The sequence below is a fragment of the Streptomyces sp. NPDC057438 genome (assembly GCF_042802995.1).
Lineage (GTDB): Bacteria > Actinomycetota > Actinomycetes > Streptomycetales > Streptomycetaceae > Streptomyces.
In genome coordinates this window covers 1-15,694 of the sequence record NZ_JBHVDD010000068.1, presented here as the reverse complement: position 1 = coordinate 15,694, position 15,694 = coordinate 1, and the positions used below count along the sequence as shown (strand labels likewise).

Below are 15,694 nucleotides of genomic sequence, written 5' to 3'. Positions count from 1 at the left end.
GGCAGGGGCGCAACAGCGCATCGGCCTCGGGGGCCGGGTGTCCGCGTCAGGGCTTCGGGTCGAGGACCGCCGCGTCCGTGCGGGTGACCCGGGGACGGTCCCGGTCACTGGTCCGCAGCACCCCCGCGAAGGCGACCAGCCCGCACGCCAGCGCGGTGACCAGGCCGAACGACACGGCCAGGCTGGTCAGTTCCGCCAGACCGCCGATCGCGCTCGGCGCGATCAGTCCGGAGGTGTACGTGATGGTCGCGACGCCCGCGATCGCCAGACTGGCGTTCGGCCCGCTGCGGCCGGCCGCGGCGAAGCAGAGCGGGACGACGACCGCGATGCCGAGGCCCATCAGGGCGAAGCCGCCCATCGCGACCGCCGGCTGGTCCGAGACGACGATCAGGACCCCGCCGAGCACGGCCAGGACACCGCTCACCCGTACCGTGCGGACGGCGCCGAAACGGTTGACCACGGCGTCGCCCGCGAGCCGGGCCACCGCCATGGTCAGCATGAAACCGGTGGTGCACGCGGCCGCGAGCCCGGCCGACGCCTCCAGCTGGTCCCGCAGATAGACCGCCGACCAGTCCAGCGCCGCCCCTTCCGCGAACACCGCGCAGAACCCGACCGCGCCGATCAGCAGGGCCGACTTGGGCGGCAGCGCGAACCGGGGCGGCGGCTCCTCGTCCTCGGTGGGCCTGAGGTCCAGCACCCACTGGCAGGCGACCAGACCGAGGAGGGTGAGCGTGGCAGCCGCCAGCCCGTGGTGCAGCCGGGCGTCCGAGCCCAGGTGGGCGGCGAGGGTGCCGGCCGCCGAGCCCACGAGGGCGCCCACACTCCACATGCCGTGCAGACCCGACATGATCGACTTGCCGATACGGTTCTCGACCTCGACGCCGAGCGCGTTCATCGCCACGTCCGCCATGCCCGCCGACGAGCCGTACACGAACAGCGCGAAGCAGAGCGTCCAGAGGTTCGGCGACAGGGACGGCAGGACCAGGGCGAGCGTCCACAGGGAGATCAGCCCGCGCAGCGCCGTCCGGGCGCCGAAACGGTGGCTGATCCGGCCCGCGAGCGGCATCGCCAGCGAAGCGCCGATCGCCGGAAAGGCCAGGGCGAGGCCCAGCTGGCCCGCGCTGACCCCCGCGTGGTCCTGGATCCACGGCACGCGCGTCGCGAACGAGCCGGTGACGGCGCCGTGCACGGCGAACACGGCCGCCACGGCGTACCGCGCCCGCCTCACCTCGCGCTGCTCGTAGACCACCACGCCCATGCCTCCGCCTCCCTGTGCCCCGATGCGCCGAGCCGCCGCACGCACGGCGCCCGAGCGGCGCGTTTGCCCTGGTGGCTGTCGAACTCCCGGTTCCCCGATCCCCCGCACCCACCCCGCTCGTCGCGCGCAGTAAACTATCAGGAACCCTGCCTGATAGATAGGGAGCGGTCCCGAGGCCACCGGCCGTGCGGCGCCGCAGATCTGGGAGGATCCCGGCATGCCCGCATCACCCAGCACCGCCCGAGCCATCAACGACCGGCTCGCCCTGCGGCTGCTGCAGCAGGAAGGGCCGCTGACGGCAGGGCAGTTGAAGCAGCTCACCGGCCTGTCCCGGCCCACGGTCGCCGATCTCGTGGAGCGCCTCACGGCCGCCGGGCTGATCGCTGTCGTGGGGGAGTCGGGGGAGCAGCGGCGCGGGCCCAACGCCCGCGTCCACGGCATCGTCGCGGACCGCGCGCACCTCGCCGCCCTCGATGTGCGCACCGAGGGCGTCACCGTCGTCGTCGCCGACCTGCTCGGTACGGAGCTGGCGCGGGCGTCGGTCCCGATCGCGGACGACAGCGGCACGGGGCCCGCCGTGGAGCAGGCGGTCGCCCTGGTGGAGCGCGCCGCGAAGGAGGCCGGCGCCGACCGGCTGCACACGGTGGCGATCGGCGCCCCCGGCCTCATCGACCCGGCCACGGGCGAACTCCGCGACTCCAGCGGTCTCCCCGCGTGGCACCGCCGCCTGGTCGCCGCCCTCGGCGAGCGGCTCCCGGCCCGCGTCCTCGTCGAGAACGAGACCAACCTCGCCGCTCTCGCCGAGCAGCGGGACGGCGCCGCCCGCGACCGCGACACCTTCGTCCTGCTCTGGCTCGGCCTCGGCACCGGCGCCGCCGTCGTCCTCGACGGCCACCTCCGCCGGGGTGCCTCCGGCGGCACGGGCGAGATCGGCTTCCTCCCGGTCCCCGGCACAGCCACGGTCCCCTCGGCCACCGACTGCGAGGGCGGCTTCCACTCCCTGGCCGGCGCGGCGGCGGTGACGGCCCTGGCCGAGGCCCACGGTCTCACCGCCGAGGCCGTGGCGGGCGAACCGTACGCGGCGACGCTGGTACGGGCGGCGGCCGGGCTCCCGTCGAGCGGAACCACCGCCCCGGCGGCCGGGCGTGGCCTGTCGGCGCGCCGGGCCGATCCCCGTGCGTCCTTCCTGGACGCCCTGGCCGACCGTGTCGCGCTCGGCGTGGCCTCCGTCGTCGCGGTGCTCGACCCCGGCCGTGTGGTGCTCGGGGGCGAGGTCGGGCAGGCCGGCGGGGAGGAACTGGCCGTCAGGGTGGGGCGGCGACTGGCGGTGATGTCGCCGTTGCCGACCGAGGTGCGGGCGAGCGGGCTCGGCGGGGCCGCGGTGCTGCACGGCGCGCTGCTCAGGGCCCGCGAGGTCGCACAGGACGAGCTGTTCGCACCGCAGGCCCGGTGAGGACCTTCCCCGGCCTGCTCCGGCCTGCTCCGGCCTGCTTCGGCGGGCCGTGCGGGCCGTGTGTCCCGTCGGAGGTGGGTTCCCGTCGCCGGGAAACGGCCGAGGGGCCCGGCGACGGGGCAAGGGCCGTCGTCACCGTCGCCGGGCCGTACCGGGCGGGTACCACGAACGCAGACTTTAAAAGGACTAGACCAAGCCGGTCAATGGATCGCGCCCCCTGCGAGTGGGATCGCCGACACGGAAGTTGACTCCCGGTCAGGGAGGGGCGGAGTGATTCAGGTGTCACCGAAGAAGTCCAGCGACACGGCCTGTGAGCCACCCCACAGTTCTCACCCGCATGGGGGATCACTGGGCGTGGCACACTGGCTCTGTACCAGAAGCAGCGCACTCCGGGGTCGGTGAAAGTCCGAACCGGCGGTTATAGTCCGCGACCCGGTCGCTTCCAGCGGCCGGTTGACCAGGTGAAATTCCTGGACCGACGGTTAAAGTCCGGATGGGAGGCAGTGCGCGGCGGGCGGGCATTCGTGCGCGCCGCCGTCTGTTTTTGGCCTGTCCCGACAGGGGTGGGTCTTCACACGGCGTCGCTCCCTGTGCCGCTGTCCGCTCATGTCTGTCGTCTTCGACAGCCCCGGAGTCCGTGCCCTACGAGGCAGGAGGACCCGGGAAGTGTTCACCGGAATCGTCGAAGAGCTGGGTGAGGTCACCGCCGTCGAGAAGCTCGGCGACTCCTCCCGCTTCCGTCTGCGCGGCCCCGTCGTCACCGAGGGCGCGCGCCACGGCGACTCCATCGCCGTCAACGGCGTCTGTCTCACGGTCGTGGAGCACGAGGACGACTGGTTCACCGCCGACGTCATGGCGGAGAGCCTGCAGCGCTCCAGCCTCGGCGCCCTCACCGTCGGCTCCCGCGTCAACCTCGAACGCCCCATGGCCGTCGGTGACCGCCTCGGCGGGCACATCGTCCAGGGCCACGTCGACGGCACGGGCGAGGTCATCGAGCGCAAGCCGTCCGAGAACTGGGAGATCGTCAAGATCTCGCTCCCCGCGGACCTCACCCGGTACGTCGTCGAGAAGGGTTCCATCACCGTCGACGGCATCAGCCTCACCGTCGTCGACGCCAGCCCCGACCACTTCACGGTGAGCCTCATCCCGACCACCCTCGGCCTGACCACGCTCGGCCGCAAGCAGCCCGGTGACCCGGTCAACCTGGAGGTCGACGTCATCGCCAAGTACGTCGAGCGCCTGCTCGGCGCGCGGGGCACGGACACCCAGGGCATCGGGATCCACGGGGAGCAGCGGTGAACGCGCTGAACACCGTCGCCTTCACCGCCTTCGGCCAGCAGATCCTCTGGTCGGACATGATCGGCAACATCCTCGGTCTGATAGCCCTCGCCCTCGGTGCCGTCCGCTCCCTGTGGAACTGGCCCGTGCAGTTCCTCTCCGGCCTCGTCCTCTTCGGCGCCTTCGTCGGCCATCTGACCGGCAGCGCCGGCAAGCAGGTCATCGTCATGGCCGTCGCCGCGTACGGCTGGTGGCAGTGGAACCGTACGAAGGGACAGTCCGCGGACGGCGCCATCACCCCCCGCTTCGCCACCTGGCGCGAGCGCGGCGGGCTGATCGCCGGCGCCGTGCTCGGCACCCTCGCCGTCGGCGGCCTCTTCACCGCGTTCCCCACCCTGTCCTGGGACCCCTGGCCGGACGCGTACATCTTCACCGGCACCATCGTCGCCATGTACGCCCAGGCACGCGGCATGGTCGAGTTCTGGTTCGCCTGGCTGCTGGTCGACCTGGTGGGCGTCCCGCTCAACTTCGCCAACGGCTACGCCTTCTCCGGTTTCGTCTACATCATCTACGGCGCGCTCGTCCTGTGGGGCATGCGCGACTGGTGGCTGCGCTCCCGCAAGCCCCTCCTGGAAGGAGCTCCGGCATGACCACGGCGCCGATCCTCTACAGCACCAGCGACATCGAGAACTTCGCGCTCGACCCCGTCGAGCAGGCCATCGCCGACATCGCTGCGGGCCGCCCGGTCGTCGTCGTCGACGACGAGGACCGCGAGAACGAGGGCGACCTCGTCATCGCCGCGGAGAAGGCCACCCCCGAGATCATCGCCTTCATGATGAGTGAGTGCCGGGGCATGATCTGCGCCCCCATGGAGGGCGACGAACTGGACCGGCTCGAACTGCCGCAGATGGTGCAGCAGAACACCGAGTCCATGCGCACCGCCTTCACCGTCACGGTCGACGCGGCCCCCCAGCACGGCGTCACCACCGGCATCTCCGCCTCCGACCGCGCCACCACCCTGCAACTCCTGGCGAGCGGCACCGCCGAGCCCGGCGACTTCGTCCGCCCCGGCCACATCTTCCCGCTGCGCGCCCGCACCGGCGGGGTGCTGGTGCGCGACGGCCACACCGAGGCCGCCGTCGACCTCGCCCGTCTCGCCGGTCTGCGACCGGCCGGGGCGATCGTCGAGATCGCCGGCGAGGACGGCCGGATGCTGCGCCTGCCCGAGCTGATCCCGTTCGCCCGCAAGCACGGCCTGACGATCATCTCCATCGAGGACCTCATCGCCTACCGCCGCTCCGCCGAGCCCACCGTCCGGCGCGAGGCCAAGACCCGGCTCCCCACGGCCTTCGGCGACTTCACGGCGTACGGGTACCGCTCCACCGTCGACGGCGTCGAGCACGTCGCCCTCGTCCACGGCGAGATCGGCGACGGCGAGGACGTCCTGGTCCGCGTGCACTCCGAATGCCTCACCGGCGACATCTTCCACTCGCTGCGCTGCGACTGCGGCCCCCAGCTGCAGACCTCCCTCGAACGCATCGCCGCCGAGGGCCGGGGCGTCGTCGTCTACCTGCGCGGTCATGAGGGCCGCGGCATCGGGCTGCTGTCCAAGCTGCGCGCGTACGAACTGCAGGAACTCGGCCGCGACACCCTCGACGCCAACCTGGAGCTGGGCTTGCCCGCCGACGCCCGGGACTACGGCGCGGGCGCGCAGATCCTGGTGGACCTGGGCGTACGCGGCCTGCGCCTGATGACCAACAACCCCGAGAAGACCGACGCCCTCGTCCGGCACGGCCTCCGCGTCACCGACCGCGAACCGATGCCGGTCCGCGCGGGCGAGCACAACCTCCGCTATCTGCGCACCAAGCGCGACCGGATGGGTCACGACCTGCCCTGGCTGGACACCGCGACGGCGTCCACCTGCGGCAACCAGTAACACCGGCGACCAGCAGCACCAGCGGCAAGATCCAGGGAACAGCAGTCCCAGGAATCACAGGAACCAAGGAGCAACGTGAGCGGCAAGGGCGCACCCGAACTGTCCGTACGCAACTGCGGCGACCTGCGCGTCGCGGTCATCGCGGCCCAGTGGCACGAGAAGGTGATGGACGGCCTCGTCGAAGGCGCCCTGCGCGCCCTGCACGACCTGGGCATCGACGAGCCGACCCTGCTGCGGGTCCCCGGCAGCTGGGAACTCCCGGTCGTCGCCAAGGTCCTCGCGGGCCGCGGCTACGACGCCATCGTCGCCCTCGGCGTCGTCATCCGCGGCGGCACCCCCCACTTCGAGTACGTGTGCCAGGGCGTCACCCAGGGCCTCACCCAGGTCTCCGTCGACACCGGCGTCCCCGTCGGCATGGGCGTACTGACCTGCGACACCGAGGAGCAGGCCCTGGACCGCGCGGGCATCGAGGGCTCGAACGAGGACAAGGGCCACGAGGCGGTGACGGCGGCGGTGGCGACCGCGACCATCCTCCGCTCAGTATCTGAACCCTGGCGCTGAGGCAGGGGCGGTTGCGCGTAGGCTGAGCTCACCATGTCCAAGAAGACGTTCGAGGAGCTGTTCGCCGAGCTCCAGCACAAGGCCGCCACCGGCGACCCCGCCACTTCCCGCACCGCTGAACTGGTCGAGAAGGGCGTCCATACCATCGGCAAGAAGGTCGTCGAGGAGGCCGCCGAGGTCTGGATGGCCGCCGAGTACGAGGGCAAGGAAGCAGCCGCCGAGGAGATCTCGCAGCTGCTGTACCACGTCCAGGTGATGATGGTCGCCCGCGGCATCTCCCTGGACGACGTGTACGCCCACCTCTGAACCGCACCGCACACCCCCTCCCGAACGAACGAACGAAGGAAGCTCGCCTCATGCTGCGCATCGCCGTCCCCAACAAGGGTTCCCTGTCCGGACCTGCGGGGGAGATGCTGCATGAGGCGGGCTACCAGCAGCGCCGGGAGTCCAAGGAGCTGCGGATCGTCGACCCGGTCAACGAGGTCGAGTTCTTCTACCTCCGACCGCGCGACATCGCGATCTACGTCTCCTCCGGCCGCCTCGACATCGGCATCACCGGCCGGGACCTGCTGATCGACTCCGGCGCCAACGCCGAGGAGATCCTCCCGCTCGGCTTCGCCCGCTCCACCTTCCGCTTCGCCGCCAAGCCGGGAACGGCGAACGGCGTCGCCGACCTCAAGGGCAAGACGGTCGCCACCTCCTACGAGGGCATCGTCGCCGGCCACCTCACGGACCACGGGATCGACGCCTCCGTGGTCCACCTCGACGGCGCCGTGGAGACCGCCATCGAGCTGGGTGTCGCCGAGGTCATCGCCGACGTCGTCGAGACCGGCACCTCCCTGCGCAACGCCGGCCTGGAGGTGTTCGGCGAGCCGATCATGAAGTCCGAGGCCGTCGTCATCCGCCGCGTCGGCGCCGGCACGTCCGCGGAGGACCCGGAGAACTCGGAGAACGAGCCCAAGGTGCAGCAGTTCCTGCGCCGCCTCCAGGGCGTCCTCGTCGCCCGGACCTACGTGATGATGGACTACGACTGCCGCGTCGAGCAGTTGGAGAAGGCCGTCGCCCTCACGCCGGGCCTGGAGTCCCCGACCGTGTCGCCGCTGCACAACGAGGGCTGGGTCGCCGTGCGCGCCATGGTTCCGGCCAAGGAGGCCCAGCGGATCATGGACGATCTGTACGACATCGGCGCCCGGGCCATCCTGACCACCGCCATCCACGCCTGCCGACTCTGACGGCCGGGGAGTCGTACACCATGCCGGACCAGTCCGTCCTCCCCGTCCTGCCGGTCACTTTTCGGCCGGGCCGCACCCGTGCCGTGCTGCTGACCGCGGCGGGCGCGATCTTCGTGGTCATCACGGTGGTCGCACTGCTCCTGCCGACACTCGGTCCGGGGGAGCGCCTCAGCTTCGTCTTCACGGCGGCCCTCCTCGCCGGAGTGCTCGGCCTGCTCTCCCGGCCCCGGGTGGTGGCCGACGAGTCCGGGGTGACCGTGGTCAACATCACCGCCAGGCGGCAGTTGGGCTGGGCGGAGATCGTGCAGGTGAACCTGCGGGTCGGTGACCCCTGGGTCTTCCTCGACCTCACCGACGGCACCAGCCTGCCCGCCCTCGGTATCCAGCCCGGCATCGCCAAGCAGCGCGCCATCGAGGACGCCCGGACCCTCCGGGCCCTGGTGGAGGCCAGGTCGGTCACCGAGCCCGATCAGCGCGGGGACTGACCGGGCCCCGGCATGGGGGCCCGGCGCGAGCGCGCCTCGGGGACGTTCCGGAGCAAGATCAGGGACGACTCGGGGCCGCCGCCCCTGCCGCAGCGGCCCCTGTCTTGATTAATCTGTTGGCGGAGGCGTTTTCGTCACGCCTCCGCCTCTGCCGCTCCGTCCCCGGAAGGCAGGGGCTCCCTGCTAGTTCGAGGAGTGACTCCTTCCAGCGATGGACGGATCGTCCTGTAGTACCTGCGCCGCCCCCTCCCGGCCTATCGAGGCGGCGGCATGATCATCCCCCTGTTGCTCCTCGGAGCCGCGTTCCTGCTGATCCTCGCCAACGGCTTCTTCGTGGCCGCCGAGTTCGGCCTCGTGACGGTCGAACGGGCGGAGGCCGAGAAGGCCGCCGCCGAGGGCGACCGCCGGGCCCACAAGGTGGTGGGCGCGCTCAGGGAGCTGTCGTTCCAGCTCTCCGGCACCCAGCTCGGCATCACCATCACCTCCCTCGTCGTCGGCATGCTCGCCGAGCCGGCGCTCGCGGAGATACTCCACGGCCCCTTCACCGCCCTCGGCATACCCGCAGGCGCGGTCTCCGGGATCGCCGTGGTCGTCGGCATGCTGCTGGCCTCCGCCGTGCAGATGGTGATCGGCGAGCTGGTGCCCAAGAACTGGGCGGTGTCGAAGCCGATGCAGGTCGCCCGCTTCGTCGCGGGCCCACAGCACGTCTTCTCCCGCCTCTTCCGCCCGGTGATCGCCGGGCTCAACGCGGTCGCCAACCGGCTGGTCCGCGCCTTCGGCGTCGAGCCCACCGACGAGCTCGCCTCCGCCCGGACCCCCGGCGAGCTGGTCTCCCTCGCCCGGCACTCGGCCCAGGCCGGCGCCCTGGAGCAGGACACGGCCGATCTCTTCGTCCGCACCCTCTCCCTGGGCGAGCTGACCGCGGAGAACGTGATGACGCCGCGGGTGAAGGTCAGTGCCCTGCAGTCGTCGGCCACCGCCGAGGACGTGGTCAACCTGACCCGGGCCACCGGCCTCTCCCGCTTCCCCGTCTACCGGGAGCGGATCGACGAGATCGTCGGCATGGCCCACCTCAAGGACGCCCTCGCGATCCCGGCCCACGAACGGCTGCACACCCCGGTCGGCCGTATCGCCAAGGCCCCGCTGCTGGTCCCGGAGTCGCTGCCGGTGCAGCCGCTGCTGGCCCGACTGCGCAGCGAGCAGCCCATCGCCGTCGTCGTCGACGAGTACGGCGGCACGGCCGGGGTGGTGACCCTGGAGGACATCGTCGAGGAACTGGTCGGCGAGGTCCGCGACGAGCACGACGGGCACGAGGGGCCCGAACTCGCCGCCGCCCCGCCCGAGGACGGCCGGCTCGCCTGGGACGCCGACGGCAGCTGCCGGGTGGACGTGCTCCAGCGCATCGGCCTCGACGTCCCGGAGGGCCCGTACGAGACGGTCGCCGGTCTCGTCGCCGACCTCCTCGGCCGGATCCCCGCGCCCGGCGACAGGGCCGAACTGCCCGGCTGGCGCCTCGCGGTACGGCAGGTCGGGCACTACCGGGCCGAGCGCGTACGCCTCGTGCGCACCGCGGCCGCCACGGACACCGCCCCGCTCGCGGAGGCGGCCCGATGAGCCTGCTCCAACTCCTGTTCGCCCTGCTCCTCGTGCTCGCCAACGGCTTCTTCGTCGGCGCCGAGTTCGCCCTGGTCTCCGTCCGCCGCAGCCAGATCGAACCGCTCGGGACCACCCGGGCCCGCCAGGTCCTGTACGGCCTGGAGAACCTGCCGCAGATGATGGCGGCGGCCCAGTTCGGCATCACCGTCTGCTCGCTGACGCTGGGCGCGGTGGCCGAGCCGACGGTGGCGAAGCTGCTGGAGCCCGTCTTCGAGGCGGTCCGGCTGCCGCACGGCATGATCCATCCGCTGGGCTATGTGATCGCGCTCGCCGTCGTCGTCTTCCTGCACCTGGTCATCGGCGAGATGCTGCCGAAGAACCTGGCGATGGCGGCGCCGGAGAGGACGGCCCTGTGGCTGAGCCCGGCTCTGGTGGCCTTCGCGCGGCTGTGCAGGCCGGTCACGGCCGGCCTCGGCGCCTGTGCCCGTCTGGTGCTCAAGCTGTTCCACGTCGAGCCCAAGGACGAGGTCGAAGCCGTCTTCACCAGCGTCCAGCTGGTACGGCTGGTCGAGGACTCCGGCCAGGCAGGGCTGCTCGACCCCGAGGAGCAGGAACGCCTGGAGGACGCGCTGGAGCTGGGCTCGCGCCCGGTGACGGACGTCCTGCTCAGGCGCGACTCCCTGGTGACGGTGGGCCCTTCGGTGACCCCCGCCCAGGTCGTGGCCCTGACCGCCCGTACGGGCTACTCCCGCTTCCCGGTGATCGCGGAGAACGGCGCCTTCATGGGCCGCTATCTGCACGTCAAGGACGTCCTCGATCTGGAGGACTCCGACCGCGCCGTCCCGCAGCAGATCTGGCGCCCCATGACCACCCTCCGCGCGGAACTCCCGCTGGACGACGCGCTGACGGTCATGCGGCGGGCGGCCACCCATCTGGCACAGGTGGCGGACGCGTCCGGGAAGGTGCTCGGTCTGGCCGCTCTGGAGGACGTCCTGGAGCTCCTGGTCGGCGAGGTCCGCGACCCGGCCCACCGCGAGGTCCAGCCGGCCCGCGTGACAGAGCCAAGGCTTAGCGAGCCTCCGAAGCAGGCCCTCGCCACCTGATTCACGCCCCCGCCGCCCCTACCCGTCCCACCTCCAGGGGCTGCGCGCCCCTTCGGCCCCCGTGTCGAAGACTCGGGGCTCCGCCCCGGACCCCGTTCGCGCGGTTCCCCGCGCCCCTGAATACGGGCGCGGGGAACTGCGCGAGAAGCCCCACCGGACCCGCGGACGGGCTGGGGCGGCGGGGGCGAGAACGGCTCACATGGCCGAAGGCTCCCCGGGCCCCCGCCCCGACAGGACCTCCCCGTACGCCTGCATCAAGTCCGGCAACCGAAGCGTCGACAGATCGTCCCGCGTCGGAATCGTCGGATACCCCGACAGCCGCAGATCCCGGTACGCGCAACTCTTCTCGTACAGCGTCCGCAGGAACCGCCCGTTCCCCAGCTCGTCGATCCACCCCTGGTCGACGACGTGCCCGGAGACCGACCGCAGCTCGTCGAGGGCCTCCTCGTCCCACACGTCCCCGTTCTCCGCCGCGAGCACCTCTCCGATGGAGGTCAGCTCCAGCGGGCGGTAGGAGGGGAAGTCGACCCGGGTCGTGAACCGGGAGGACAGCCCGGGATTCGCGGCCAGCAGCCGGTCCATGCCCTCCGGATAGCCGGCCAGGATCACGACCAGGTGGTCCCGGTTGTCCTCGGCCCGCTTCAGCAGCACCTGCAGTGCCTCGTCGCCGTACGCGTCGCCCTTGCCGTACCCGGAGTTGGACAGGGAGTACGCCTCGTCCACGAACAGCACGCCGCCGATCGCCGAGTCGATCAGCTCGTTGGCCTTCACGGCCGTCTGCCCGAGGTACTCGCCCACGAGGTCCGCCCGCTGCGCCTCGACGAGATGGTCGCCGCCGAGCAGCCCGAGCGCGTAGAAGACCCGGCCCAGTATTCGCGCCACGGTCGTCTTCCCGGTCCCGGACGGCCCGGAGAAGACGAAGTGCCGCTTGGGCGGTTGGACCGGCAACCCCTGGCCCGCCCGCAGCCGTGCCATGTTCAGCTGCGCGGACAACGCCTTGACCTGCCGCTTCACCGGCTCCAGGCCGACCATCCGCTCCAACTCCGCGAGCGCCTCCTCCAGCAGCTCCGGATCCGTCGGCCCGGCCGGCAGCGACAGCGGCTCCACCGGCACCACGGACTTCTCCCGTACGAAGGTGTCGCCGGCCTCGGGCGGCAGCCCGCCCGACGGCGGGAGCCCGGGATCGGAGACCTTCAGGTCCCGGCCCTCGGGGTCGAAGAACGGCTCCAGCCCGTCGCCGTCGAGGACGTCCTGTCCGATCCCGGCGAGCGCGATCGCCGCGAAGTCGCTCGCGTCGTCCTCGTAACCGTCGCCCTCGGCGATGGCCGCCAGCCGCGCCGAGGTGTCCATGAAGGCGGGGTCGACCCGGTGCACGGCCCGGTACAGGGGGAGCGCGGCCGCGCTGCGCCCGGTGCCCTCGTGGGCGCGCGCCAGCCAGTAGCGCAGCTCCTTGCGCTGCGGCTGCTCGCTGCGGCAGCGCATCAGCGCGGCGGAGAGCAGCGGCTCGGCCTGTCCGTACGTCTCCAGCCGGACCCGGGCCATCCCGCCGAACAGGCCCGCCTCGATCCCCAGCAGCGGATCGTCGAGCAGTGGATCGGTGTGCCGGACCAACTGCTCCCAGTCCTTGACGAGATAGGCCCGGCAGGCGTGCAGGAAGCGCACCTGGTGGTCCGCGTCGACCGGCGGCAGCCCCGCGAGCGCCCGGTCCAGCTCGGGCACATGGCGCCCGTCCAGCCAGTGGGAGGCGTGCGCGAGGAGCAGATCGCGCGGGCTCTCCAGCACCGGCTGCACCCACCAGCCCAGCCAGTACCAGGAGTTGAGCGTGCGCCGGTGCCGGGTGCGCTGCTCCCCGAAGCGTTCCCGGTGCCGGAACATCCGCAGCAGCGCGGTCGTCGTGTCCACACGCAGCGCGTGCAGTCCGAGCCAGCCGTCGGCCATCCCCGGATCCATCCGCACCGCGGCGCGGAACTCCTCCTCCGCCTGCGGATAGGCGCCCATCGTGTAGGCGTCCACGCCTCGCAGCCAGGCGAGGTCGGCCGGTGCCTCGGGGCCCCGCGAGCCGAAGTCCATCACGTCCCCCACAAACCGTGCCCCCGTTGGTAACCGAGCGGGCCGGTGCCCGTCGGCAGCCTTCGTCGAACCGCTGTGCAGCGGACGGGAGTTGCGCCGGAGCGTTGCTGCAGCCGTCCGAAGGTCACACCTTGGGCATCGTACCTGCGGGTCGGTCGCCCTTCGAAGGGTGCCGCAGTGCTCGTCCGGGGAGGTGGGAGCGCGCGGGGCGCGTCGCGGACGGTGACCGAGGGTGAAGGAATCGTGCCCCCAAGCGTTCCGGTGGAGCCGGAAATGGGCAGAACGAAGCCCCCGATCACGGGGGAACAACCGGGGGCTTCGCGTTTTCGGGCAGTCGTCGACGACCGCACATTGAGAACGTAAGACCTGTACGGCCCCTGGGTCAAGCCGAGTTGGGGCTCTCGGGGCACTTCTCGGACAGCCCTCTTCACAGGTTCAGCACATTGCGGATGGTCCGTCACCCTCAGTGAGGGACGGTCCCGATCCGGGAGTCGTCGCAGGTCCCGGCAGCACCTCGTACCCCGTGTCTCCCGGCCGAATCAGCAGATCGGCGAACGGCCGAGAAGGGTCCTCCGCGAAGTGCCGGCGTTCCGCCCGGACCCAGCCGGCCCAGAACTCGCTCTGCTCCGCCCCGTCCCGCGCCTGCCCACGCGCCCAGGCCGCCTCCTGCGGGTACTCCATCCACAGCAGTGCCGCGAGGTGCGGCCGCAGGGCACGTCGGCCGGCGCCCACCCCCTCGACGGCGATCACGGGCGCGGGCGGCAGGACGCGCGCGGGGCCGAACGCGCGCGCACGCCAGTCGTACGGGGCGCACCGTGCGCTCCGGCCGTGCCGGAACGGCTCGATCACCTGCTCCAGCAGGCGCCCGGTCCAGGAGAAGAGTTCCTCGTGCGTGGCGACGTCGTCGAGGTGCAGCACCGGGGCGCCGTCGAGCGCGTCGGCCAGCAGCCCGGCGAAGGTGCTCTTCCCGGAGCCGGCGTGGCCGTCGACCCCGACCAGCCGGACCGGCCCGCAGGAGGGCGGCAGCCGGCGCAGCCGGGCGGCGAGGGCCGCGACGGCCGGGTCCATGGGCGCGGGGGAGGCGTGCATACCCGGATTCAACACCGTGGCGCGAGCTCCGGGCCATGCCAGTGGTGTCGACCAATATTGGCGGGCGTGGCGAGGCGCGAGGTGCTGGCAGAAGCCGTCGCCCGCCGTCCATAGTGGGCGAACAGCCGTGCGTCTGAACCGTTCCTTCAGAGATCACTGGGGGTCTCCCGCAGATGACGAGCCTTTCCGAGCCGTCCCGCAGAACCGTCCTGACCGCAGCCGTCACCGTCGCCGCCACCGCCGCGGCGGGCGGATCGCCGGGGCAGGCGGTGGCCGACACCACGAGCGGCCGGGGCGAAGCCCTCGCCCACCGCGCACCAGTACCGGAACGCCTGTCCGACTACCACGCCTGGACCACCTACACCGACTGGCGCTCCGGCAGTCACGGGGGCACCCGGGCCAAGGCGGGAGAACGCCCGGGTCTGGTGGTCGGGACTCCGCTCGGCACGCTCGACCACACCGACCCGCACACCGGGCGGACGGCCACCTGGGAGTACGCGACCTGGACCTCCCCGGTCCACCGGCTCACCGTGCCCGCGACCGAGGTGATCGCGTCCTGGAACGCGAGCACCCCGGCCGGCACCTGGATCGGGATCGAGCTGCGCGGCACGTACTCCGACGGCACGGACACGCCCTGGTACGTGCTGGGCCGGTGGGCGTCCGGCGACCAGGACATCAGGCGCACCTCCGTGGACGGGCAGGAGGACGGCCGGAGCACCGTCTGGACCGACACCTTCGCCATCGACGACCCCGCCACCGGGCTGCGTCTCGCCTCCTACCGGCTGCGGCTGACCCTCCACCGCACGCCCGGCACCCGGCTCACGCCCACGGTGTGGCGGCTCGGCGCGATGGGTTCCGACGTCCCGGACCGCTTCACCGTTCCGGCCTCCGTCCCCGGCGTCGCGCGGGAGCTGAACGTCCCGCGCTACTCCCAGGAGACCCACAAGGGCCAGTACCCCGAGTACGACAACGGTGGCGAGGCCTGGTGCAGCCCCACCTCCTCGCAGATGATCATAGAGTTCTGGGGCCGGAAGCCCAGCGCCGCGGACCTGGCCTGGGTGAACCCGGCGTACGCGGACCCGCAGGTGTGCCACGCTGCGCGGTTCACCTTCGACTACCAGTACGAGGGCTGTGGCAACTGGCCCTTCAACGCGGCGTACGCCGCCACCTACAAGGACATGCAGGGAGTGGTGACCCGGCTGGGCTCGCTCACGGACCTGGAGACGCTGATCGCGGCGGGCATTCCGGCGATCACCTCCCAGTCCTTCCTCGCCTCGGAGCTGACGGGCGCGGGGTACGGCACGGCCGGGCACCTCATGACGGTGATCGGCTTCACCGCCGACGGCGACGTCGTCGCCAACGACCCGAATTCGCCGACCAACGAGGCGGTGCGCCGCGTCTACCGGCGGCGTGAGTGGGAAAACATCTGGTTGCGGACCAAGCGGTACAACGCCGCCGGCAAGGTCGCCTCCGGCACGGGCGGCATCTGCTACCTGTACTTCCCGGCGCGGCCCACGCCCCGCCAGCTCGCGGCGCTCGAGGCGGTCGGCGTCTGCTGACACGGGCGTGCGGCACGGGCGTGCCCCGCTGACGTGCTGACGTGCTGACGTGCTGACGTGGCGTGGCCTCCGGG

Annotated in this window: 14 protein-coding genes and 1 riboswitch; of the genes, 11 read left to right on the top strand and 3 right to left on the bottom strand. The window is 72.0% G+C overall.

The window, feature by feature from the left end:
• Nucleotides 1–46: 46 nt before the first annotated feature.
• Nucleotides 47–1,258, bottom strand: coding sequence for an MFS transporter (locus ACFU5F_RS29730; RefSeq protein ID WP_383893712.1), 1,212 nt, complete (start codon nucleotides 1,256–1,258; stop codon nucleotides 47–49).
• Between the two features lie 217 nt (nucleotides 1,259–1,475).
• On the opposite strand from ACFU5F_RS29730, the gene ACFU5F_RS29725 reads away from it, so the two are divergent.
• The 10 genes from ACFU5F_RS29725 to ACFU5F_RS29680 all read left to right on the top strand — a co-directional run bounded on the left by ACFU5F_RS29725 (nucleotide 1,476) and on the right by ACFU5F_RS29680 (nucleotide 10,902).
• Nucleotides 1,476–2,711 carry an ROK family transcriptional regulator gene (locus ACFU5F_RS29725; RefSeq protein ID WP_383893710.1) on the top strand — a complete coding sequence of 412 codons (1,236 nt, stop codon included), beginning with the start codon at nucleotides 1,476–1,478 and terminating at the stop codon, nucleotides 2,709–2,711.
• 380 nt (nucleotides 2,712–3,091) lie between these two features.
• Nucleotides 3,092–3,222: riboswitch (FMN riboswitch) on the top strand.
• 155 nt (nucleotides 3,223–3,377) lie between these two features.
• Nucleotides 3,378–4,010 carry a riboflavin synthase gene (locus tag ACFU5F_RS29720; RefSeq protein ID WP_383893707.1) on the top strand — a complete coding sequence of 211 codons (633 nt, stop codon included), beginning with the start codon at nucleotides 3,378–3,380 and terminating at the stop codon, nucleotides 4,008–4,010.
• Nucleotides 4,007–4,639 carry a nicotinamide riboside transporter PnuC gene (locus ACFU5F_RS29715; protein WP_383893704.1) on the top strand — a complete coding sequence of 211 codons (633 nt, stop codon included), beginning with the start codon at nucleotides 4,007–4,009 and terminating at the stop codon, nucleotides 4,637–4,639. Before ACFU5F_RS29720 ends, ACFU5F_RS29715 begins: the two co-directional genes overlap by 4 nt.
• Nucleotides 4,636–5,925, top strand: a complete 1,290-nt coding sequence (locus ACFU5F_RS29710) for a bifunctional 3,4-dihydroxy-2-butanone-4-phosphate synthase/GTP cyclohydrolase II (RefSeq protein ID WP_383893701.1) — start codon at nucleotides 4,636–4,638, stop codon at nucleotides 5,923–5,925. Before ACFU5F_RS29715 ends, ACFU5F_RS29710 begins: the two co-directional genes overlap by 4 nt.
• Nucleotides 5,926–6,000: 75 nt before the next feature.
• The gene (ribH, locus tag ACFU5F_RS29705) at nucleotides 6,001–6,486 is read left to right on the top strand and encodes a 6,7-dimethyl-8-ribityllumazine synthase (protein ID WP_319364495.1); all 486 of its coding nucleotides are present in this window, start codon (nucleotides 6,001–6,003) and stop codon (nucleotides 6,484–6,486) included.
• A 33-nt stretch (nucleotides 6,487–6,519) separates the two neighbouring features.
• On the top strand, nucleotides 6,520–6,792 hold the full coding sequence (locus tag ACFU5F_RS29700) for a phosphoribosyl-ATP diphosphatase (RefSeq protein ID WP_013005073.1): 273 nt from the start codon (nucleotides 6,520–6,522) through the stop codon (nucleotides 6,790–6,792).
• Nucleotides 6,793–6,842: 50 nt separating this feature from the next.
• Complete coding sequence (hisG, locus tag ACFU5F_RS29695; RefSeq protein WP_383893698.1) at nucleotides 6,843–7,718, top strand: ATP phosphoribosyltransferase; 876 nt, start codon at nucleotides 6,843–6,845, stop codon at nucleotides 7,716–7,718.
• A gap of 20 nt (nucleotides 7,719–7,738) precedes the next feature.
• Nucleotides 7,739–8,203: a PH domain-containing protein gene (locus ACFU5F_RS29690; protein ID WP_383893695.1), complete on the top strand. Its 465-nt coding sequence runs from the start codon at nucleotides 7,739–7,741 to the stop codon at nucleotides 8,201–8,203.
• A gap of 270 nt (nucleotides 8,204–8,473) precedes the next feature.
• Nucleotides 8,474–9,817 (top strand): hemolysin family protein, encoded by a 1,344-nt coding sequence (locus tag ACFU5F_RS29685; protein WP_383893692.1) that lies wholly within the window; start codon nucleotides 8,474–8,476, stop codon nucleotides 9,815–9,817.
• Nucleotides 9,814–10,902 carry a hemolysin family protein gene (locus ACFU5F_RS29680; protein WP_383893690.1) on the top strand — a complete coding sequence of 363 codons (1,089 nt, stop codon included), beginning with the start codon at nucleotides 9,814–9,816 and terminating at the stop codon, nucleotides 10,900–10,902. Before ACFU5F_RS29685 ends, ACFU5F_RS29680 begins: the two co-directional genes overlap by 4 nt.
• 195 nt (nucleotides 10,903–11,097) lie before the next feature.
• On the opposite strand, the gene ACFU5F_RS29675 is transcribed toward ACFU5F_RS29680, so the two are convergent.
• On the bottom strand, nucleotides 11,098–12,972 hold the full coding sequence (locus tag ACFU5F_RS29675; protein ID WP_383893688.1) for an AAA family ATPase: 1,875 nt from the start codon (nucleotides 12,970–12,972) through the stop codon (nucleotides 11,098–11,100).
• A 435-nt stretch (nucleotides 12,973–13,407) separates the two neighbouring features.
• Nucleotides 13,408–14,061: a uridine kinase gene (locus ACFU5F_RS29670; RefSeq protein ID WP_383893685.1), complete on the bottom strand. Its 654-nt coding sequence runs from the start codon at nucleotides 14,059–14,061 to the stop codon at nucleotides 13,408–13,410.
• A gap of 173 nt (nucleotides 14,062–14,234) precedes the next feature.
• Between ACFU5F_RS29670 and ACFU5F_RS29665 the strand changes: the two genes are divergently transcribed.
• A complete protein-coding gene (locus ACFU5F_RS29665; protein ID WP_383893682.1) occupies nucleotides 14,235–15,620 on the top strand; it encodes a peptidase C39 family protein in 1,386 nt (461 codons plus the stop codon).
• The last annotated feature ends 74 nt before the right edge of the window (nucleotides 15,621–15,694 follow it).